At 60.3% G+C, this 18,691-nt stretch carries 18 protein-coding genes and 4 pseudogenes; 6 read left to right on the top strand and 16 right to left on the bottom strand.

All coding sequences use genetic code 11. From position 1 onward, the window contains the following. Window positions 1–5: 5 nt before the first annotated feature. The 7 genes from EV687_RS11040 to EV687_RS11070 all read right to left on the bottom strand — a co-directional run bounded on the left by EV687_RS11040 (window position 6) and on the right by EV687_RS11070 (window position 6,548). Window positions 6–686, bottom strand: a complete 681-nt coding sequence (locus tag EV687_RS11040) for a CpaD family pilus assembly lipoprotein (protein WP_162846593.1) — start codon at window positions 684–686, stop codon at window positions 6–8. A gap of 20 nt (window positions 687–706) precedes the next feature. Further along, window positions 707–2,185, bottom strand: a complete 1,479-nt coding sequence (locus EV687_RS11045; protein ID WP_122228832.1) for a type II and III secretion system protein family protein — start codon at window positions 2,183–2,185, stop codon at window positions 707–709. A gap of 91 nt (window positions 2,186–2,276) precedes the next feature. Beyond that, complete coding sequence (gene cpaB / locus EV687_RS11050) at window positions 2,277–3,245, bottom strand: Flp pilus assembly protein CpaB (protein ID WP_165392820.1); 969 nt, start codon at window positions 3,243–3,245, stop codon at window positions 2,277–2,279. 115 nt (window positions 3,246–3,360) lie between these two features. Continuing rightward, complete coding sequence (locus EV687_RS11055) at window positions 3,361–3,873, bottom strand: A24 family peptidase (RefSeq protein ID WP_207226446.1); 513 nt, start codon at window positions 3,871–3,873, stop codon at window positions 3,361–3,363. A 38-nt stretch (window positions 3,874–3,911) separates the two neighbouring features. Beyond that, the gene (locus EV687_RS11060) at window positions 3,912–4,118 is read right to left on the bottom strand and encodes a Flp family type IVb pilin (protein WP_122228826.1); all 207 of its coding nucleotides are present in this window, start codon (window positions 4,116–4,118) and stop codon (window positions 3,912–3,914) included. A 134-nt stretch (window positions 4,119–4,252) separates the two neighbouring features. Next, window positions 4,253–5,665: a HAMP domain-containing sensor histidine kinase gene (locus tag EV687_RS11065; protein ID WP_165392821.1), complete on the bottom strand. Its 1,413-nt coding sequence runs from the start codon at window positions 5,663–5,665 to the stop codon at window positions 4,253–4,255. Between the two features lie 175 nt (window positions 5,666–5,840). Continuing rightward, window positions 5,841–6,548, bottom strand: coding sequence for a response regulator transcription factor (locus tag EV687_RS11070; RefSeq protein WP_242612599.1), 708 nt, complete (start codon window positions 6,546–6,548; stop codon window positions 5,841–5,843). A gap of 119 nt (window positions 6,549–6,667) precedes the next feature. Between EV687_RS11070 and EV687_RS11075 the strand changes: the two genes are divergently transcribed. Beyond that, window positions 6,668–7,498: a lytic transglycosylase domain-containing protein gene (locus EV687_RS11075; RefSeq protein WP_122228822.1), complete on the top strand. Its 831-nt coding sequence runs from the start codon at window positions 6,668–6,670 to the stop codon at window positions 7,496–7,498. Between the two features lie 193 nt (window positions 7,499–7,691). Here the strand turns inward: EV687_RS11075 and EV687_RS11080 are convergent, their stop codons facing one another. After that, window positions 7,692–7,877, bottom strand: a complete 186-nt coding sequence (locus EV687_RS11080; RefSeq protein ID WP_162846591.1) for an IS3 family transposase — start codon at window positions 7,875–7,877, stop codon at window positions 7,692–7,694. Between the two features lie 116 nt (window positions 7,878–7,993). Here EV687_RS11080 and EV687_RS19170 point away from each other — a divergent pair. Together EV687_RS19170 and EV687_RS19175 are read left to right on the top strand one after the other, a co-directional pair. Beyond that, window positions 7,994–8,842, top strand: a pseudogene (locus EV687_RS19170) (IS3 family transposase); the annotation flags it as partial. Between the two features lie 27 nt (window positions 8,843–8,869). Continuing rightward, a pseudogene (locus tag EV687_RS19175) lies at window positions 8,870–8,968 on the top strand (IS5/IS1182 family transposase); the annotation flags it as partial. 273 nt (window positions 8,969–9,241) lie between these two features. Here the strand turns inward: EV687_RS19175 and EV687_RS11095 are convergent. Further along, window positions 9,242–9,442, bottom strand: a complete 201-nt coding sequence (locus EV687_RS11095; protein WP_242612600.1) for a helix-turn-helix domain-containing protein — start codon at window positions 9,440–9,442, stop codon at window positions 9,242–9,244. Between the two features lie 150 nt (window positions 9,443–9,592). On the opposite strand from EV687_RS11095, the gene EV687_RS11100 reads away from it, so the two are divergent. From EV687_RS11100 to EV687_RS11110, 3 genes are all read left to right on the top strand, one after another. Then, complete coding sequence (locus tag EV687_RS11100) at window positions 9,593–9,991, top strand: hypothetical protein (RefSeq protein ID WP_122228812.1); 399 nt, start codon at window positions 9,593–9,595, stop codon at window positions 9,989–9,991. 67 nt (window positions 9,992–10,058) lie between these two features. Next, on the top strand, window positions 10,059–10,484 hold the full coding sequence (locus EV687_RS11105) for a hypothetical protein (protein ID WP_130466495.1): 426 nt from the start codon (window positions 10,059–10,061) through the stop codon (window positions 10,482–10,484). Between the two features lie 44 nt (window positions 10,485–10,528). After that, window positions 10,529–10,828, top strand: coding sequence for a hypothetical protein (locus EV687_RS11110; RefSeq protein WP_122228808.1), 300 nt, complete (start codon window positions 10,529–10,531; stop codon window positions 10,826–10,828). 282 nt (window positions 10,829–11,110) lie between these two features. Here the strand turns inward: EV687_RS11110 and EV687_RS11115 are convergent, their stop codons facing one another. The 7 genes and pseudogenes from EV687_RS11115 to EV687_RS11150 all read right to left on the bottom strand — a co-directional run bounded on the left by EV687_RS11115 (window position 11,111) and on the right by EV687_RS11150 (window position 18,249). After that, window positions 11,111–11,704, bottom strand: a complete 594-nt coding sequence (locus tag EV687_RS11115; protein ID WP_165392822.1) for a hypothetical protein — start codon at window positions 11,702–11,704, stop codon at window positions 11,111–11,113. Next, on the bottom strand, window positions 11,688–12,953 hold the full coding sequence (locus EV687_RS11120) for a plasmid recombination protein (protein ID WP_122228804.1): 1,266 nt from the start codon (window positions 12,951–12,953) through the stop codon (window positions 11,688–11,690). Before EV687_RS11120 ends, EV687_RS11115 begins: the two co-directional genes overlap by 17 nt. 513 nt (window positions 12,954–13,466) lie before the next feature. Then, window positions 13,467–13,607, bottom strand: a pseudogene (locus EV687_RS19185) (helix-turn-helix domain-containing protein); the annotation flags it as partial. 3 nt (window positions 13,608–13,610) lie between these two features. Next, a complete protein-coding gene (locus EV687_RS11135; protein WP_122228800.1) occupies window positions 13,611–14,918 on the bottom strand; it encodes a tyrosine-type recombinase/integrase in 1,308 nt (435 codons plus the stop codon). A 312-nt stretch (window positions 14,919–15,230) separates the two neighbouring features. After that, window positions 15,231–16,451: a Bcr/CflA family efflux MFS transporter gene (locus EV687_RS11140; RefSeq protein WP_122228798.1), complete on the bottom strand. Its 1,221-nt coding sequence runs from the start codon at window positions 16,449–16,451 to the stop codon at window positions 15,231–15,233. Window positions 16,452–16,460: 9 nt separating this feature from the next. Next, entirely contained in the window at window positions 16,461–16,925 is a 465-nt protein-coding gene (locus tag EV687_RS11145) for a MarR family winged helix-turn-helix transcriptional regulator (protein WP_165392823.1), read from the bottom strand. A gap of 187 nt (window positions 16,926–17,112) precedes the next feature. Further along, window positions 17,113–18,249: pseudogene (locus EV687_RS11150) on the bottom strand (IS3 family transposase). Between the last annotated feature and the right edge of the window lie 442 nt (window positions 18,250–18,691).

The raw sequence follows: 18,691 nt of genomic DNA on the forward strand, positions 1-18,691 counted from the left end.
GCCGGTCAATCCTCTTCGAAGTCGATGTCGATCAGGTCGTGGATGTCGCCTTCCTGGTAGCGCTGCACTGCGGCGGCGGCCACGGTGCCGTCGGTGGCATCGAGCGTGCGTGGTCGATCGAGGTCGCGCGGGTCGGTGGTCATGCGGGCGATGTTGGCCCGGTTGACGCAGCCGAGCGTGCCGATGCCATAGTAGGGGTGGATGGTCCATGCGCTGTTCTCGGCGATACGGCAGTCGGCCACGTCGACGATCAGGGCTTCGGATTGCAGCTCCAGATCCCAGTGGGCCTGGCCGGCCTGCGCCAGCCGTTCGCCAGCGGGGATGGGGGCGATGCGTGGCGCTTGCGCGCCGGCGCGTTGCAGCGCTGCGGCCAGGCGTGGGGCCAGCAGTTCACCGCGCGCATTGAAGGGCGTGATGGTCAGCACCTGGCTGGACAGCCGTCCCTGGCTTGTCAGCATGGCGTTTGCCTGCTGCAGTGATTCGGGCGTCAGGCCGTGCCCATCCGGGGCGGCTTGCAATGCCAGCGCCAGCGCCTGCGGGCGTACCGAGGGGGCTGCGGGTGTTGTGCCGGAGCCGAAACGGTGTTCGCGCACGGCGTGCAGCGGGCTTTCGCAGGCGGCCAGTAGCAGGGGTAGCGCCAGTACGGCAAATCGCCAGGGACGGGGGAGGAAAGCATGGGCTCGCATGGTTGGGTGCCTCTTTGTCATCAGTACAGGTAGCCGATGGCGGCTTGTTGCGGCAGGTGTTCGTCGATGGCTGGAAGGCCTCGGCCGGGCACCTGCAATTCGCCCGCGGCGACGGGGTCGACGACGTTGGCCGTCACCAGAATGACTAGTTCGGTATCCTCTTTCGCCGACGCTTCGTGCTCGAACAGGCGTCCCATCCAGGGAATGCTGCTGAGCCCGGGCACGCCGGAGATGGTCTGGGAGGTGGTCGAACGCAGCATGCCGGCCAGCGCAAAGCTCTGGCCGCTGGCCAGTTCCACGGTGGTGTCGGCGCGGCGTACTTTCAGCGCCGGAATGGTTGAGCCGCCGGAGAGCGTGACCGAGCCTTCGTCGGTCAGCTCGCTGACTTCGGGAGCGATGTGCAGGCTGATGCGGTTGGGCGAAAGCAGCGTGGGTGTCATGCGCAGGATCACGCCGTAGGACTTGTAGTCGATCTGTACGTTGTTGTTGGTGATGATGACGATCGGCACTTCGCCGCCTGCGGCGAACGCCGCGCTTTCACCGGACATGGCGGTGAGGTTGGGCTCGGCCAGCAAGGTGGCCATGCCCTCGCTGGAGAGGGCCGAGATCAGGCCACCGAGACTGAAACGTCCGCGCGTCGTGATGCCGCCCAGGATCGCACCGCCGGTGCTGGTTGCGGGCAGCAGTGCCGAGGCGCTGCTGGCGTCGAACAGTGCTGTGGCATTGCCCGTGCCAAAGGCCAGGCTGCCGCTGCCACTATTCAGCGCTGCGCCCCAGTCGAAGCCGAGTTCGTGCGAGAGCGAACGCGAGACTTCGACCACGCGCACCTGGATGTTGATTTGCGAGGACAGCTGGACTTTGAGCTGGTTGATAACGCTGCTGGTGGATGCGCCGGCACTCCCCCCTGCTCCGCCGCCACCGGCCGCACCGCTGCTGCTGCGCGCTGCATCGAGATAGGCCTGGACCTGCTCGACGACCTGGCGCGCCTCCATCGGCGTGCGTACGCTACCGCGCACGATCATGCGGTTGTTGAGGGCCGGCTCCAGCTCAATGTTGACACCGGGCACCGAACGTTTGATTTGCTCGCGCAGTTCGCTGAGGTTGTGCTCGGCAATGACGCGAATGGCGGCAATCACCTGATCCTGTGCATCCAGTGCATACAGTGTCGTGGTGCCTACGGATTGGGCGAACACGAACACGCTGGTAGGGGAGGGCACCTGAAAACTGGCGATGCGGGGATCTGCCACCAGCACTTTGGCAGCAGCCCGTGGCAGTTGCAGCAGGTTGCCTTCACGCACATGCAAGGTGACTTGCCCGGTTTGCTGCACGGTTTGCAAATGTGCCGGCAAATCGGTCGGCTGAGTGTTGATGGCAACAGTGGGCAGTTGCGTGGCTTCCGTGGCGGCAGCGGCAGTACTGGCCAGCAAGCCCAGCGAGATCAGCAGCTCTGGTGGCGTGACAGCGGTGAGCAGCCTGACATAAGGCGCGGATATGGTCATGGCAGGGATGAAACTAGTGACAGGAGTTGGCGCAACAAAGGCTACGCAGCGGTGTTGGCGAAATGACATCTAACGGGATGCAGTCGCAGCATCAGGGAGCGTCGCCGAAGATCTGTTGGCCCTGCTGGGCACCTTGGTAAGTCTTGACGGTAATGGGCCGTTGGGTGTGGTTTGTGATTCCGTTGAAGATGGAGGTCGTATCGCCAATGCGTGTCACCTCGCGGCTGCTACGTGCGAGTTCGGCCAGTGCGCTGGGGTCGGCACTCGCTGCGTCATCATGGTCACGAACACTGCGTAGTGCCACCTGCAAAGCACCGACCTCGCGTGCAAGTGCCAGTTGTTCTGCCGCGGCTGGTGTGACTTCCAATGTGATGCTTTCGTAAGATGCGCGTGTAGAAGCATTGGCACGGTTGCCACTTCTGCCGTTGGCTGGCTGATCTTCCGAAGAATCGTTAGCTGTTGGGGCGATACTGGCAGTGCTGCTGTTGAGCGCCAGCACCCGCACGTCATGCACGATGGTCTGTGCAGCCAAGGCAGCGTAGGTACTGTTGGGTGTGTCGGTTGGCGGGCTCAGCGCGTCGCGGTTCAGGCTCAGGATGACATCGACCCGATCTCCTGCATTGACCAGGCCGGCGTTACTCGCCACCACATTGGTAGGGATGGATACCGCACGCATGCCGGGCGTGAGCACCGCTGCCAGAAACCCCGGCTCACCGGCATATACCAGTGCATCGCGTGTTAATGGAACACCTGCGGCAACAGGCCGACGAAGCGTTGCCCCATAGAGTTCACGCTCAAGTTGCCGGCGTGCGCTCTCACCTATGGCTGTTAGATGATCGACCCGCACCGCATCGCTGGACAGTTCTTGCCAGCTCAAGGCTGCGCCGTCAATGAAGTCACCGGGCACCAATGTCCGGCTGCTTGTGAGCACGCGTTGGTTGGGTGCTGCTGGCGCTTCGACTTCTTTGATGATGGTCACTGGTGGTGGTGGTCGCATGAGGGCGCGTGCCACCAGTGCAGTGGCTGCGGCCAGCGTGATCGCGCCAACCAGAAGAATCAAGGATCGAGTTTTCATAACAAATGTGACTGATTCGTGCTTTTATTCAATGTTTAGTGCGGATCGCACCTTCATTGGCGGATCTCTGTGAAAAGGGTCTGGGTTAGGCTAGCGACAGCTAACTGCCGAGCCAGAGCGTGAATCCTGCGCCCGCAGCAATGGCCAAGCCGTAGGGTAGGTCGTTGCCAGACGCATTGCCAAAGAGATAGGGAGCGGGAATGCCCAGTCGCGGCCATCTCCCGGCGACCTGTATCAGCGCCAGCGCCAGCGCCCGCTCAAGATGTCGCATCACAGGCATGCACAGCGCCAGTAATCCACCTGCCAGCGCTGTGGCTATCAGAAAGATCAAAGCTTGGTCATTCATCCACAGGCAAAGTACGGCCATCAGCTTGACGTCACCAGCGCCCATCCATCCCATACTGAACAGCAGATAGCCTGCCACCAGCACGATAGAAGCAGGCAGCAGGCCGCTAAGCGAAGCGCCATCAGCGGTGCCGAATGTCAACAACCAACCTGTCCGTGCCATCCACAGCAGCAGCACCGTGGCAACGATGCGGTTGCTGATGCGGCGGTAGAGCAGGTCTGTTACCGATGTCCATACGATGGCAGCAATAACGATGATGCAGGTCACGGCAAGCGGTAGCAGGGCGCTGATGGGGCGTCTGGGCCTTAATTGGCCGAGTCCTTGATATCGGTGCCGGAGGCGGTGATGTCCGAGGCAATGCTGCTGAATTTCTCTCGCAGTGCGGTAATAAAGGCACCATCAGAGCCGAAGATCACGCCAATCGCGGCCGCCATGGCTGCAGCCAGAATGCCGTACTCAATGGCGGTAACGCCGCTTTCGTCACGCAGGAATTGTCGGATCCGGGAAGTCACAGGAGTTGCTCCAAAAAAAACAAGGACAGAAACAGAAAGAAGCGGGACAAGTCTCAAGACTGAGCTGTCCATTCGATGGCTATATTGCAAATCATTTCCGATTGAAGGGCAATGACGGGATCATTAAGAATGCTTCATGATTGCGGCGTCTTCGGCACTGGACTAGGAACTGGCGCCGCTGGTGTCGGGATGAACAGGCAGACCTGCAGCCCACGTAAGCCTGTAGTCATTGCAGCTTGAGAGTGGCTGCGGTAGTCGCTGTTATCGCGCAGCACCAGATGGCCGCCGTGCAGTTCGGCGACGGCCTGAACCAACGCCAGGCCGAGGCCATGCCCGCGCACGGTCCGGTCATGGTTGAGCCGTTGAAACCGTTGTATTGCTTGATCGTGCAGATCCGCATCAATGCCCGGCCCTTCGTCTGCGGCGCCGACTTCCAGACCGCTGGGTACGGCGCGCGCTATCAGTGTTACGGTGCTGTGCATGGGAGAGTATTTGATGGCGTTGTCGACCAGATTGCCCAGTGCCTGAAACAGCAGCGGGCGATCACCGATGATCACTTCGTCTGATGCCGGGTGCACGGTAGCCAATGCCAGCGTGATCGCCCGCCGCTCGGCGAGGACGTCGTAATAGTCCTTGATGTCGGTAAACAGATCAAGCAAGCGGATGGTGGAGAACTCCTGTTGACAGCGGCCGGTTTCAATCTCGCTGATGCGCAGTACGGTGCGGAACAGGTATTGAATGTGCTGCGTCTCCTCCTCTGCTAGCTCGAGCTCCAGGCCAATGGCAGGGTCGTCACTGGCCGCCTCGGCGATATTGCTCAGGCGTTGCTGCAGGCGGGTCAGGGGGGAGCGCAGCTCATGGGCAATATGGTTGGTGGCGTTGCGCACCTCTTCCATCAGACGCTCGATGCGTGTCAGTGCGCGATTGACGTCCTGCCCCAGCAAGTCGAACTCGTCATGAGTGTTGAACATGGGTACGCGCGCCTGCAAGTCGCCGTGTGCGAACAGCCGCATGGTGTGCCGTATGCGGTTGATGCGGCGCACGGCACTGCGGCTGAAGTACAGGCCCGCCCAAAGGCTTGCCAGCAGAATGGTCAAGATGCTGAGACCAGCTGCCAGCGGAATCGGATACAGACGGTCAATCATCGGCAGAATGTCATAAGCGATGATGTATCGACCACCGTCAGGCAAGGGGTAGGACAGCCCCAGCCATTGGTGATCGCGGTGTTTGCCTGATGTCACCAGCGCCTGCAACCAGCCCGTGCAGGAAGGGCTGTTATCCGCACAGAGTTGGGGTGACAGCAGTTCTGCGGCGCCAAACAGCAGCCGGCCATCGGTAGCCTGGACGGCCACCGCCCGCTCGCGCCGCATCGTCAGGCCTTCGCGCCCGCGGAAGGTGTCAGCAAGTTGTTCGGCGCTATCGTGCTGTTGCAGCATCTTGTGCGCCTGAATCTCGGCGTTTAGCATGTCTTTGACGTGCGTGTTCAGCACCTGTTCCAGCAGAAGCTGGGCCGATATGACGGATGCGAGCGTGACCAGCAGAAACACATATGAAAAACAGGCCGCTTGGTGGAAATAATTGGTGCGAGGGAGACCGGGGCGTGGCCGCACGGATTGTGTGGGCGGTGCTGGAAGGCTGCGCCAAAACGGCGCCCAGGCCTTGTTGCAGTCATGCCAGACCAACTGCAGGCGATCAGCCCATGACGGCCGGGCAGCGCAAATGTCAGCCAAGAACATAGCCTGTTGCCCGGATGGTTTTTAGCAAAGGCGTATCAAAACCTTTGTCGATCTTGGCGCGAAGCTTGGAGACGTGCACGTCGATCAAATTAGTCTGGGGGTCGAATTGAAGACCCCAGACTTTTTCTAGCAGCATGCCACGCGGCACGATTTGTCCGGCATGTTCCGCCAAGGTGTGCAGCAGTTGAAATTCTTTTTCTGTGAGATCGATGATCTGACCTGAGCGTGAGACTTCACGCAGGATCAGATCGATTTGCAGATCCTGCACGTACAGACGGGATTCACGCTTAAGCAAGCGATCCGTGCGCTGCACCAGCAGTTCCATGCGCACCAGCAACTCGGAGAAGTCGAATGGTTTTCCTAGGTAGTCTTGAGCGCCCGCACGCAGGCCGACCACGCGTTCGCTGGCTTGGTCGATGGTCGAGAGGATGATCACCGGTGGGTGGCGCTTGCCACGCAAACGCTCAAGCACCTCGATGCCGTCAATGCCTGGCAGCATGCGATCAAGCACGACGATGTCGAATACCTGCGACGCCAGCAACTTCAAGGCATGTTCGCCACTTGTCGCCAGCATCAGATAGTGACCCTTAGCCTGAAACTTGGCGCCTAGCCAGTAGGCCACTTTGTTGTCGTCTTCAACCAACAGAATCCGCATGTTGGCCTCTTGTGTATCTTCCCCGGCGTCGTGCTGCATTCATGGCCCCCACAACAAGCCCCGGTCAAAATGCGCCTGTTCCACTGTTTTACGAGCGTGCGCCTCTTATTAGTATAATGTGAATCATTATCATGTAATTATAGGCGAGGCAGGCGTTCATGTTCTGGATATCCCATACGGTCGATGGGCGTATCGGCAGCTACTGGCTAGTACTGATGATATGGCTGACGTTGGCGGTACCCGCGCATGGTGCGGATGTCTATGTGTCCTTTGATGCAGATGGGCAGGCCCAGTTTGCGGAAAAGCCGCTTGACGAGAACTACCGATTGCTGTTCAAGGATATGGCGCAAGTTAACGTGACGACGGGACCAGCTAGCCGTCGGGCCCCGCCAGAGGTACGGCGTGTTCTTGAGCAGGCAGCCGAGCGACATGGGCTGGACTATATGCTGCTGCATGCCGTGACCGAGGCTGAGTCCGGCTTTAACGTGCGAGCGATCTCGCCCAAGGGAGCCATCGGGCTGATGCAGTTGATGCCGGACACTGCACGCCGCTACGGTGTACCGGGCACGGATGCGGCAGACCTGCGTCGAAACCTGCATGGGATTCAGGTCAATGTGGATGCGGGTAGCCGCTACCTCAAAGATCTGCTGCGGCTGTTTGATGGTGAGGTCGAACTGGCTTTGGCCGCCTACAACGCAGGAGAAGGGGCGGTGCGGCGTTCAGGCAACCGCATTCCCAATTACCGCGAGACGCACGACTATGTGCGCAAGGTGATGCAGACCTATCGCCAGTTGCAGGCGAATGCCAGTTCCGATGCAGGACAATTGCTCGATGCGCCTCTGGTTTCGCCACCATTTTGGTCTTTGGTGGAGTCGAGCGGCGCACAGGCGCCACGTGGCGCAGGTGCCCGTGTGCAGGTTTTCAGGGGTGATGCTGCAGTCGAAGTGCAGCGGTTTGAGCGTGGATTCACGATCTTGGCCGGGCCATGATCGATGAAGGGCATGGTGGCCGGGGGCGGGCCTGGAAGGCCGATCTGTTCGTTGCGCATGACGGCTTCCACAGTCGCTCAATACAGCCAGGTAACCGACAAAGAGCAGCATAAACCGCGCCGGGTTTGAACTGCCCCCCCCAGAAGTTGGACGGTCACGATACCTCCGCTAAGGCAGTGCTTCTCAATCGGCACTATACCGAACTGAGCTCCTGCAGCCTGAGCTTGATACGCTTGTGGTGGTGGTGGATGTAATCATGCACGCTCGCTTCGAGCACATCAATGCTGTCGGGCCTTTCGAGATGGAAGTATTCGACCTCCAGGGTGCCGAAGAAGCTTTCAATCGCCGCGTTGTCGAAGTAGTTGCCTTTGTGGCTCATGCCTTGCTTGACTCCGCGTCGCGCGGGCATCGCACGGTAGGGCTGAATCTTGCAGTGCCAGCCTTGGTCGGAGTGCACGTCAGGTCGGCGGCGCAACTGGTCTGCGAGAGCGCGGCTTCGTGGCGAAACACCGAGGGGCGTGCCCGGCCAGTCTGATGTGCGAGGCGCCTGGTGTCTCGCGAGGTGGCTTCTAAGCGAGGCTCATACTGCCCAGGAGTCGGCGCAGTCTCAGCGATGAGATGCTAAGCGCGCAGGTCCACCAGATCGTCGTGCTTCGTGACCGCGCGTCCGGTGCGTGTCGTGTATGGCACGATGTGCTGGAGCAAGGCCAGACGTGCGGGCTGCACCGCATCGAGCGGCTGATGCGGGAGCAGGCACTGCGTGTCAGACCATGGCGACGCGGGTTACCTACCCCAGGACCGGGGCCAGCGCAGTGCGATTGCTGACAACGTGCTAGAGCGGCAATTCCAGGCCGATGAACCGAACCAGAAGTGGGTGGCGAACTTCACCTACATCTGGACGGCTGAAGGCTGGTTGTACGTGGCGATGGTGCGGGACCTCTACGCTAGGCGCATCGTGGGCTGGTCGATGCAGGAGAGCATGACCTCGCAATTGGTGGCCGATGCGCTGATGATGGCTGTTTGGCGAAGAGGCAAGCCGGTGGCGTTGCTACATCACTCGAACCAAGGCCGCCAGTACACCATCGAGCACTTCCAGACGCGGCTCAAAGAGCAAGGCATCACCTGCAGCATGAGCAGGGCCGGCGAGGTCTTGGACAACTCGGCGATGGAGGGTTTCTTCAGCTCACTGAAGACTGAGCGGACGGCCCGAAAGGTAACCGTACCCGGGAGCAGGCCCGGGCCGACGTGTTCGACTACATTGAGCGGTTCTACAACCCGACACGCCGGCATTCGACGCTCGGGTATGTCAGTCCCCTACAGTTTGAGGAGGCTCAAAAAGCTTAGTCGGTGTTAATGCAACCGGCAGCAGCTCACCGGGGCATCGCCAAGAACGACAACAAACTGCAGGTGATGTTTGCGCTCGCCAATCTGTGGATGGTGCGGCGAACCTTGTCACCAGTACAGGCGTGAGTGCGTCTGGAGCAGGCACAAAGCTCGATTGCTGGATGACTGGTGCTCAAAGTCTGCTCAAACGCCCCACTTTCCTTTGGGTGACGGATTTTACAGAGCTACCCTAGGCCCACGATCTGGAAGGCACTAACGCATTGCTGGTGGACACACTGGCCGAAACGGTCATTGCCGACCGTGCTTACGGCGCGAGTAAGTAGCGTCTCGGCCCCTGAGGCAGGAGGCAAACAAGTCCTGATCCCATACTTGCAACACGCTCGGCCTCAAGCCTGAGCACTACGCATCGCGCCGTCCATCCTCCAGCGGCTGCAGCAGTTCCACCATATCCACCCCCAGCGCACTGGCCAGCCGCTCCAGTCCATCCACCGAAATATTGGTCACGCAGCGCTCCAACTGAGACACGTACGTGCGGTGGAAATCGGCATGCTCTCCCAGCTTCTCCTGACTGAGGCCGCGCTCCCTGCGCAGGCGTTTCATGTTGGCTGAAATGCGCTGGCGTGCTGAACCAGTTGAAGCGGAAGTCGAGGGGGATGGCATTCATCTGAGGATCCCCGATCTCGCCTTTACAATCTACAGTATGTTACTCTACTGCTTTTAAATCTCTTTTTGAGTTCGAGGGAGTGTGGAATGTTCTGGTGGGGACTATTGGCGGTAGCCGTCGCTTCGGTGGCGTCGATATGGCTCAAGCATCGGCACAGATATGCGGCCGCCGATCTACTGGATTGCGCAAAACTCTGGTTCGGCGCTCGCGGAATAGATCCCGCCACTGTTGCGTTCAACGTTTACGAAGATGCACGCTTGGCGCGCAATTCTGAGGCTGTTGTGGTTGTAGGGATGGGCAGACGCTATGACACGGAGGAAACGATCGGATTTGTCGCTGAAGTCATTCCCGGACGTGGTGTCATTGAAGGCGCACTGCTGCACCCAGCCACTCTGGCGATGCAGGACAAGGCGATGGCAGAGCGGGCCCGCTTGCATCATTTGAAATTGATGGATGGTTTGCTGGCGCTACAGCAGCGTGATTGACATTCAGGCACCGTCCACTTTGAGCAATTCAGCAGTGGTAACACCTTCCAAATGAAGAGGAGAACTTATGACGATGTCCACCAAGATCACTATGATTGGCCTGCTGGCAACGCTGATATCAGGCTGCGCCACACAGTGGAACAATCCAAACTTGGTCAATGACCCGGCTGTGCTACAGCAGCAATTGGCCATTGCGACTGGCCAGTGCAAACAGGTGGCCCTCGGAAACGCTCCCATGCCAGACATCCAGGTGCCCACATCTCAGCCTTCCGGATATGCCATCTCCGGAACCACAAACACCTACAACTCCAGCACCAGCAACTACAGCAACGGCACCTATGCCACGACGGTAACGCCTGTTGCCAACCCGGCCCAATCCTTCATGGGAGGCTATGCCCAAGGCGTGGCACTGGGCGTCATGTTGCGCGCCAAACGCAATCAGGATGCAGTGTTTGATGGATGTATGGCCAAACTGGGATGGATGCCAGAATGATCCGTGCCAGGCACATACGAGCCTGTTTTTTGAAGGAGTGAGCGATGAACCTGCAGCACTGGATCAGCCAGGCACGGGATCACTGGAAGGAATTCCAGCCGACCCGATACAAACAACTGCAGGAGTCGGGTCGGCTGGGCCAAGCGCTGAAGGACGCGGCCGAGCAGACGCACCGCGAAATGACGCAACTGGAGGAAGCGGGCTTCGCCAACCACGAGGCGTGGGAGATGGTGCGCGAGCTTTACCTGTTCCCGCCTGAAGAGCGCAAACAGCCAGATGCCATGATGCCCACCACAGCATCGCAACTATCTGCCATGCTCAGGAGTCTGCGAGAAGCTGAATAGGCACTGCAGAACCTTGGCTTCTTGCCAGACAACCGCCGACCACCACCCCATCACCTGCCACGCACAGCCGACATGCAAAGACAGGCTGTCATGCCGGAGATTTGCTGCATATAGCGGCGTCACCCTCGCTCTTGCCGAGGAGTAATCCCAAAGGCGATTTCCCACCACGATGAATGTGCAAGCCATCGCTTGCACCTTGCATCCCAACGCCCTGGGCGATGGTGGGAAAGCTTGACTCTAGCAGACAGACTGCCGCCCTGCACGTCAGCCCCCATCAGCGCATCATGGCTGCGGCAAGATCATCCTGGCCAAGGCTTGCGCAATGCGTTGCTCACGAATGCGCAGGCGTTCAAACGTCCTCCAATGCATGTATTTGGGCTTGTCTCCAGGAGGCCGGAGGATGCCTGGGCCCCAGCCCAGCCGATTGCGGATTTTGTCGCCCTTGCTCATCAACCTGAAGCTGGGCCGCTCGTACTGCGTCTCGTACACCAGTGCCTGACAACATCGGCAGGTCCATTGCCCTGTCGGCGAGTAATAAATGCACGCCACCCGGCGACGGCAGGCTGCAACCGGGCAACGAAACCAGGGGCGCTGCCCGCCCAGATGGCACGGCACCCACTCCAGAGCAATCTCGTGATGCTGCATTTCCCGGCAATGCGCGTCGCGCTGCCAAGCGTGTATCAGCACCACTTTGTCACGCGCCTGCGGAACGTGGATAGAACAATCGCTCCCCTTGCTGTCTATCCCGGACAACCATGTCGCCTGCCCTTCCCGGAAAAGGCCTAGGCGCTTGAACATCCGCACATCAAGTACAGCGTTTGTCGTTACCTTGCGCCGCGTGCTGTCGGGCCGTCGCCCGCTACCGGAACCACCCATAAAACCTCCAAATTTTTCTCGAAATCCATTGGAAACTTTCACTTTTTCCTGCAACCGTGCGCCGCTTGCACGGTGCACGAATGCGGGTCGATCGCAGACCCATCTGGTTGGATGTATCGGGTGGAGGTGGTGCCCGTGCCAATGCGGGCACGGCTTTTGACGGCGCACAGCTGGAATGCGTGCGAGAACGCCACCATTCCTTGGCGCAGCGCCTCAAGGCGATAAGCGCACTGCCTGCAATCGCCACAGCTGACGTCGCAGGAAGGGCGACTGGCACAGGCCTGCAAAGATGCGCTGGTCGTGCCGGAGCAAGAGGACCTGCGGCCGCCGGCACTTCCTCGGCTTGTTCCATCGACGAAGCGCCTGGTGCGGTCTTTTGCCTCCCTGCCAATCCTTGCATGGGCAAGGTAAAGTCAACAGAGCATAGACTTTCTGCCGCTTCATCGTTCGGACCGTCTGCCTGCAGACCCACCCCATCAACGGCGTGGTGGGCGGACGCCGGCGTGGGGGCTTGCCCCTGCTGCTGCATGCTGGGCTGGAATGCATCCGGGAGGATGCGCCCAAGAAAGGATTCCGGATCCTGTTCGATCGCCTGCGCAATAACCGGCCAGGTTGGATCGCTCAAGATTTGGGGGGTGTTGCTGCGGTAGTGATCCAGTATGCGCGCGATGATGGCTTGGCGTCGGGCGCCCTTCGCCTTGCCTCGACGCTGGAGCCCATGCCGGCTAGCCACTTCACTGAAAAAAGACGCGCCGTATTGTCGTAACACCGGGCCTTTACCGGCTACGTCCGCTCCCCGCATCCTTCCCTCAATCAAGGGCAGGATAATCACATGCATGTGCGGCGCACCTTCGTCAAGGTGCACATCTGCGCTCAGCACGTTTTCAGGCACGCAGACGTGGCGATGAATCCACTCCAGGCAATCCTGAAAGTACTGCCGCTGATCCCCCAAAAACTCACTGGGCAGGCTGAAGAGAAACTCAACCGCATGCACCGCGTTCTTGCGCAACGGCTTCAAGCCCTTGCCATTGCCCAGTCCCGCAGCGCGCAGCTTGCGTCGCGCCTTCTCCTGCGTCTCACGGGCTGTAGCGAAGGGCGTGAGGCAATAGTTGCGATGACTTCTGCTGCGGTCAATGCCCTTGCCATATTGCTCGCGCTTGTTATGCCGACACGCAGCACCGAACGTCGATGGGGAATTGATTTTTTGTACCCGCATGAACAGAGCGGGGGACCCTGAGTTGCCCGCCATGGCGGATTACTCCTGGGTCAGCTGCAACACACGGCGAAGTTCAGCGACAGGCCATGCAAGCCGCCCATTGATTCGAATGGGGCGTATCGGGCCGTTTTCCTTGCAGGCCCAGATGCGCAATGTCTGGGGTTTGCGATTGAGATGTGCGGCAGCTTCTGCCGTCGAGAGTGCAGACCGCAGTTCGCGGTCCAGAGAGCATGGAATGGTGTGCGCAATCGTCATGGTCATCAGCTTTTGACGAGACGCATGCCTGACGAACAGGCAAGCGTCAATCCCAAAACACTGAGCACTCCTGCGCTACAGCTTCCCACGTTGGTCGCCCAATCAGGCAATCAACACTTCTATCTTACTGCATTCTTTGGTGAATCATCAACATCGCACGCGATCTACGCTGCATCGCCACTCATGCAACTGCATGCTGGTGCGAACTGCTAAAGCTAGCGCCTTCGCTGGCTTGGCATCTGGCCTGCCGAGAACACCTCGCTTCGGCTTGGAGATTTTCACAACAGGCGCCATGCCCGCCATCGCAGCGATGTCCATCAGTGTGTCCAGCGAGAAAAGGGTGATCTTTCCCCGCACCAGATCCGATACGCGTGGCTGTGTCACGCCAAACAACGCGGTCGCCTCGGCCTCCTGCGTCAGGCCCTGCTCCACGCCCTATCCATTGCCGTCCTGTGGTTGCGTCAGCAGTCGATAAAGCGTCTGCAGCGCTTCAAGCTTTTCGTCCATATACTCATGGCCGTCGTAATGCCGGGCCTGCACGCCTGTAATGCCATGGCTTTGAATGCGGCCACGAATGTCGGCGGCAACCCGCGCGCTTGCCAGCAAGGTTTCCACACCCGAACGCAGCCTTTTGGCCTGAAAGCCAGGGATCCTCTCGCCTGCCGCCTGCGCAGCCCAATGGCTCAGTGTGGTGGGCGCAACGTGCGTGTGGCCACCATCGGTGGAGAATGCCCACTCGCCCGCAGGCTCGCACTCGGCCAGCGCCTTGGCGGCAGCCGCAGTCAGCGGCACGACGTGGGGCCGAGGGGGATGCCCGGGCCTCCCCTTGGTGTCATACAGCAGGATGGATTCCGCGCTGATGTCGGCCGTGCGCAAGCGCACAAACTGCGCGATGCGCTGCCCTCCGGTCAACAGGTGCACGCGCAGCAGCGCACCTTTGAAGCCTTCCACCGCACAGATGGCACGCCAATACTCACGCAGTCGCTGTGCCGTCAAGGGCCGCTTGTCCGGGCGGTTTGCTGCTTCATCGGGGGCGGTGTCGGCCACGGGATTGCTGACAATGCCGTAGTCCATGAAGGCGACAGGAATGGAAGGCTTGGATTTGGCCGCCTTGGCGATCTGGTAGGCACTGCGCATATAGGCCCTGAGCTTGTTGGCCGTGCGCGCTTTGCCAGCTTCGATCAGCTTGCGCATCATGGCGGCAACCTGCTCACTGGTTACCTCCCGAGCGGGCATTGCGGCGATCTCTGGCCAGGCGGATTTGACGTGCAAGTTGAAGATGCTGCGCGCATCGGCGTGCGATGAGCGGCCCATATCCTTCAGATAGTGGCAGTACGCATCCAGCAACCGCGCCAAGGTGAACTGTGCAGCGCGCTCGCACGCTTGTGCCTGTTGGCGCAGCCGCTGCTGTTCTGCCTGCTTTTGACGCGCAACCTCACGGGGATCGATACCGGCGTCGATCATGACTGCCAGGCGACGCGCCTCCGTGCGCGCCTGTTCAATGCTCCATGCGTGGACATCGCCGATGGTGAGGCGGATGGTCTGGCGGTTGAGCTTGCGCTCGAACACAAAGGATTTGGCGCCGTTACTAGTCACGCGCACCCGCAGGGCGGGAACCTCACTGTCACGCAGGAAGGCCTGCGTCTTGCCGTCGACCGGACAGCGCAAGCGCGCAATGGCGCCCGCCGTCAGGTTGACGCGCTCGGCTAGATCGGGGGATTCAGTTTTCTTGGGTCGTGCCATGCATTGCTCTCGCTGGTGGCTACAGGGCCGCATCCATGTAGCCACTGTGTAGCCAAGATTCTAGAATTTTTAGCAATGCGAATCAACGAAAGATGGTCAGACCTGCCGACAGTATTCACCTAACTCATTGATAATCAATGAAACCATCAACAAAGAAGAATACCAATAAAAATAGCGATTTCGGACTCTTAATCCGTTTGTCGTAGGTTCGATCCCTACAGGGCCCACCAAATATCCAAAGGCTTGGCGTCATGCGCCAGGCCTTTTCGTTTGTGGCGTTGGCTTCGGGGGGGGCCTGTTGCCCGAATGGCGTCAACTGGCTGAACGGTCGATCGTTCCGACCTTTCCCAACGCGTTGCGCAGCATCACCTGGCCGATCAGGCTGGCCACCATGAGTGTGCTTGCGGCCGAGACGGCGTGGTTGCTGCCAACGCCGGCAAACAAGGTGCAGACAGCACCAATGAGCATCTGTCCGCAGCCGTAGAGGCCGGATGCAGCGCCGGCCATCTCCGGCTTCACGCTGATGGCCTCGGTCGCTGCTGCCGGGCTGGTCAAGCCGGCCGCGACGGAGAATGCAAAAGCCGGCACGACGAAGGATGCCACGCTTGGACCGGCCACCAAGCTGATACCCAGCATGCACAGGGCGCTCAGCAGGCTCAGGGCATTGGCGCCCAGCAACACGCGCCTGATGCTGATGCGGCGCAGCAGATGGCGCGCCAGCATGTTGCCGAACACCATGCCAGCCATGATCAGCGCCAGGGAGAAACCGACTTCTTGCGATGGCCGTCCGAGCTGTTCCGAGAAAACAAAGGGCGCAGCGGCAATGACGGCATAGATGGAGGTCGTCGCAAAGCCGCCGCCCAGCGCAAAGCCCAGGTATTCCTTCGAGCGCAGCAGAGCCGCGTATTCGCGCAGCGCTGACGTGTGGTGCGCGGTCGCATCCGGTGGCCGGGTTTCTGGCAATTGCCACAGCGTGTAGGCGATGCTGATAAGGCCCAGCAGTGTCAGGAAGAGGAAGATCAGGCGCCAGCCGAGATGGCCGGCGAGCAGGCCGCCGATGATGGGGGCCAGGCCAGGGCCGATCACCACCATCATGTTCATCAACGCCAGTCGCCCGGCAGCGTCCTGCGTGTCCCGCGTGGTGTCGCGCACGATGACGCGACCGAGCACCATGCCTGCGCAGCCTCCGAGTGCTGCCAGCAGTCGCGCCGCCACCAATGTCCAGACATCCGGCGCAGCCATGGCGGCTGCGCTGGCGAGGGTATACAGCAGCAGCCCTGCCAGCAGCGGCTTGCGACGGCCGAAATGGTCCGAGACGGGGCCGTAGATCAGCTGGCCGACGGCCAGGCCCATGATGTAGCAGCTGATGGTCAGCTGCATTTGCGAGGCTGACGCTCCGAGCGTGGCGGCGGCGGCGGGCAGCGCCGGCACGAAGATGTGCATGGCCAGCGTGCCGCTGAACGTCAGCAAGGCCAAACCCCACAGGGGGGGATCGGGCTTGCGCAAGGGCGCGGAAGACAGGCCTGAGGACATCGCCGGGCCTTATGTTTTCTGGTGATTGCCCAGCAGGCGCTGGATTTCCAGCAAGCCGGCCTGGGTGGTTGCGAGCACGTCGGCCGGGATGGCTGCGAACACGCGCCGGTGCAGCTGTGCGGAGGCATCCTCGGCCTGCAATGCGATCTGCCGCCCCTCATCGGTCAGGTGCAGCCGCTTGACACGTCGGTCCGCGGTGTCTTCCTGGCGGACGGTAAGCTGGGCTTTCTCGAGCGAGTCGAGCAGGCGAACGATCGAGGAGCGGTCCAGACCCATCAGATCGGCAAGATCGTTCTGCGAGAGGTTCTGTCGCGCCCGATGGATGTAGATCAGCGGGCGCCAGGTGGCTTCGGTCAGACCCAGCGGCGCAAGGATTTCGTTGATAGCCTTGCGCCACAGCCGGTTGAGTTGGCCCGCCAGCGCGCCAAGGGCCTCATAGTCACCGATGCTGGGTGTGGAATAGACGGGTGTCATGGCAACAGTTGGCATTGCAACTGATTGGGCATTGTATTCCTTTGGCCGCTCCTGGCTGTCGGCATGGTCTGTGCCTGCGGGCAGGCCATGAGGGGGATGGCGGAGGATGGTGACAAGATTGCTTGCCGGCAGGGTTGACCTGCCCCCTGTAGACGTACCAATCAAAAGTGGAAGTCCGGGTTGAAGATTACTTGATGGGTTTCGGGGTTAATGGGAATTGAGTTGCATCGCCAGCGCGCTGGCGATGCAACTCGGCGAAGCGAGCCGGTGGAGTGCGTCAGAGGCTGCTGTGCGGCCTGACTTCGTTGTAGTCTGTTCGCCAGACGGCCACCGCTGTCCTGGCTTGCTGCAAAGTCTCGAACCAGCTCTCGTTCAAGTACTCATCACGGAACTTGCCATTGAAGCTCTCGATGTAGCCATTCTGCATGGGCCGTCCTGGCTGGATCAGGATGTGGCGGATGCCACGTGACTGCGCCCACGCCATGAAGGCCCGGCTGGTGAATTCCGGGCCGTTGTCAGTGCGCACCGCCTGCGGGTATCCACGAAACAGCGCAGCGCGGTCCAGTACCCGGGTCACGTACTGACCTGAGATGCCAAAGTCCACCGCAATCTCCACGCTCACAGTGGCTGAAATCGTCAGCCACTGTGAGGTACTTCAGACGTCTGCCACTCGAGAGGCTGTCGCTGACGAAATCCATGCTCCAGACCTCGTTGAGCGTGCGTGCCAGTTGCAGCGGGACCCGCTCGTTGGCAGGGCATTTACCCTTCTTGCGACGACGCACAGCCAGGTTGGCCTGCCGGTAGAGGCGGTATACACGCTTGTGATTGACCCCGGGAAACTGCGCACGCAGCAGATCGTGGATGCGGCGGTAACCAAACCGGCGACGCCCGTGTGCGATCTCCACGATCTTTTCGTGCAGTTCCACGTTAGTCTGATCGGTCTGAGGCGGATGTCGGTAGCTGTCGCGGGAGAGCCCCACAAGAGGGCACGCGCGGCGCTCGGAGAGATGGTGTTCGCTGACCATGAGCCCGATCGCCTCGCGCTTGGCCTGTGGGGCTAGCGCTTTACCCCCAGAACGCTCTTGAGTGCGTGCATGTCCAGGTGGGCCTCGGCCAGCAGCCGTTTGAGCTTGGCGTTCTCGGATTCGAGCTCACGCAGGCGCTGGGCCTCAGAGACCTGCATGCCGCCGAACTTGGCGCGCCACTTGTAAAACGTCGCGTCGCTGAAACCGCCATTGCGGCACAGCTCCTTGATCGGCATGCCGGCCTCGGCCTGCTTGAGGAAGCCGATGATCTGTTCCTCGCTGAATCTGCTCTTCTTCATGTCCGTCATTCTCCTGGGGGTTGGCGGACTTCACTAACTTCAGACTGGTACGGCTGTTGGGGGCAGGTCAGGGTGTGCGGCCGCAACGAAGCATTGCTTACCAAAGCCGAAATGGAGCGGGTGAAGGGAACAGGAAGATACACCCAAGCCGCTGATTCCAAAGGGATTATTTGAACTCGATTTCCGAGTTGCGACCATATTTTGGCCCACGGACAATCACTTGACAAGCTCCTTTGTCCACGGACATCCAGCGAGCACCACCAACCGCCACGATACGCTGATCACGCAACCTTCCAAGCTGGCCGTGCTGGCGCGATCACAGATCGTCGACTTCAGGAGTAACGGCACGATGACCGTGCCTACCATCATGTCGGATCAGCCGTGCTCGGCCAGCACCAAGCCGTTACCGGCGCCTAGCGTATCCAGTTGCCCGCTACATCGT

The sequence above is a fragment of the Corticibacter populi genome (assembly GCF_004217315.1).
In the GTDB taxonomy this organism is placed as follows: domain Bacteria; phylum Pseudomonadota; class Gammaproteobacteria; order Burkholderiales; family Burkholderiaceae_C; genus Lampropedia; species Lampropedia populi.

Coding starts and splice junctions, on each gene's coding strand:
- EV687_RS11040 (WP_162846593.1), bottom strand. CDS start 686: ATGCGAGCCCATGCTTTCCTCCCCCGTCCCTGGCGATTTGCCGTACTG.
- EV687_RS11045 (WP_122228832.1), bottom strand. CDS start 2,185: ATGACCATATCCGCGCCTTATGTCAGGCTGCTCACCGCTGTCACGCCA.
- EV687_RS11070 (WP_242612599.1), bottom strand. CDS start 6,548: ATGCAGCACGACGCCGGGGAAGATACACAAGAGGCCAACATGCGGATT.
- EV687_RS11075 (WP_122228822.1), top strand. CDS start 6,668: ATGTTCTGGATATCCCATACGGTCGATGGGCGTATCGGCAGCTACTGG.
- EV687_RS11080 (WP_162846591.1), bottom strand. CDS start 7,877: ATGAGCCACAAAGGCAACTACTTCGACAACGCGGCGATTGAAAGCTTC.
- EV687_RS11095 (WP_242612600.1), bottom strand. CDS start 9,442: ATGAAACGCCTGCGCAGGGAGCGCGGCCTCAGTCAGGAGAAGCTGGGA.
- EV687_RS11100 (WP_122228812.1), top strand. CDS start 9,593: ATGTTCTGGTGGGGACTATTGGCGGTAGCCGTCGCTTCGGTGGCGTCG.
- EV687_RS11105 (WP_130466495.1), top strand. CDS start 10,059: ATGACGATGTCCACCAAGATCACTATGATTGGCCTGCTGGCAACGCTG.
- EV687_RS11110 (WP_122228808.1), top strand. CDS start 10,529: ATGAACCTGCAGCACTGGATCAGCCAGGCACGGGATCACTGGAAGGAA.
- EV687_RS11115 (WP_165392822.1), bottom strand. CDS start 11,704: ATGGGTGGTTCCGGTAGCGGGCGACGGCCCGACAGCACGCGGCGCAAG.
- EV687_RS11120 (WP_122228804.1), bottom strand. CDS start 12,953: ATGGCGGGCAACTCAGGGTCCCCCGCTCTGTTCATGCGGGTACAAAAA.
- EV687_RS11135 (WP_122228800.1), bottom strand. CDS start 14,918: ATGGCACGACCCAAGAAAACTGAATCCCCCGATCTAGCCGAGCGCGTC.
- EV687_RS11140 (WP_122228798.1), bottom strand. CDS start 16,451: ATGTCCTCAGGCCTGTCTTCCGCGCCCTTGCGCAAGCCCGATCCCCCC.
- EV687_RS11145 (WP_165392823.1), bottom strand. CDS start 16,925: ATGACACCCGTCTATTCCACACCCAGCATCGGTGACTATGAGGCCCTT.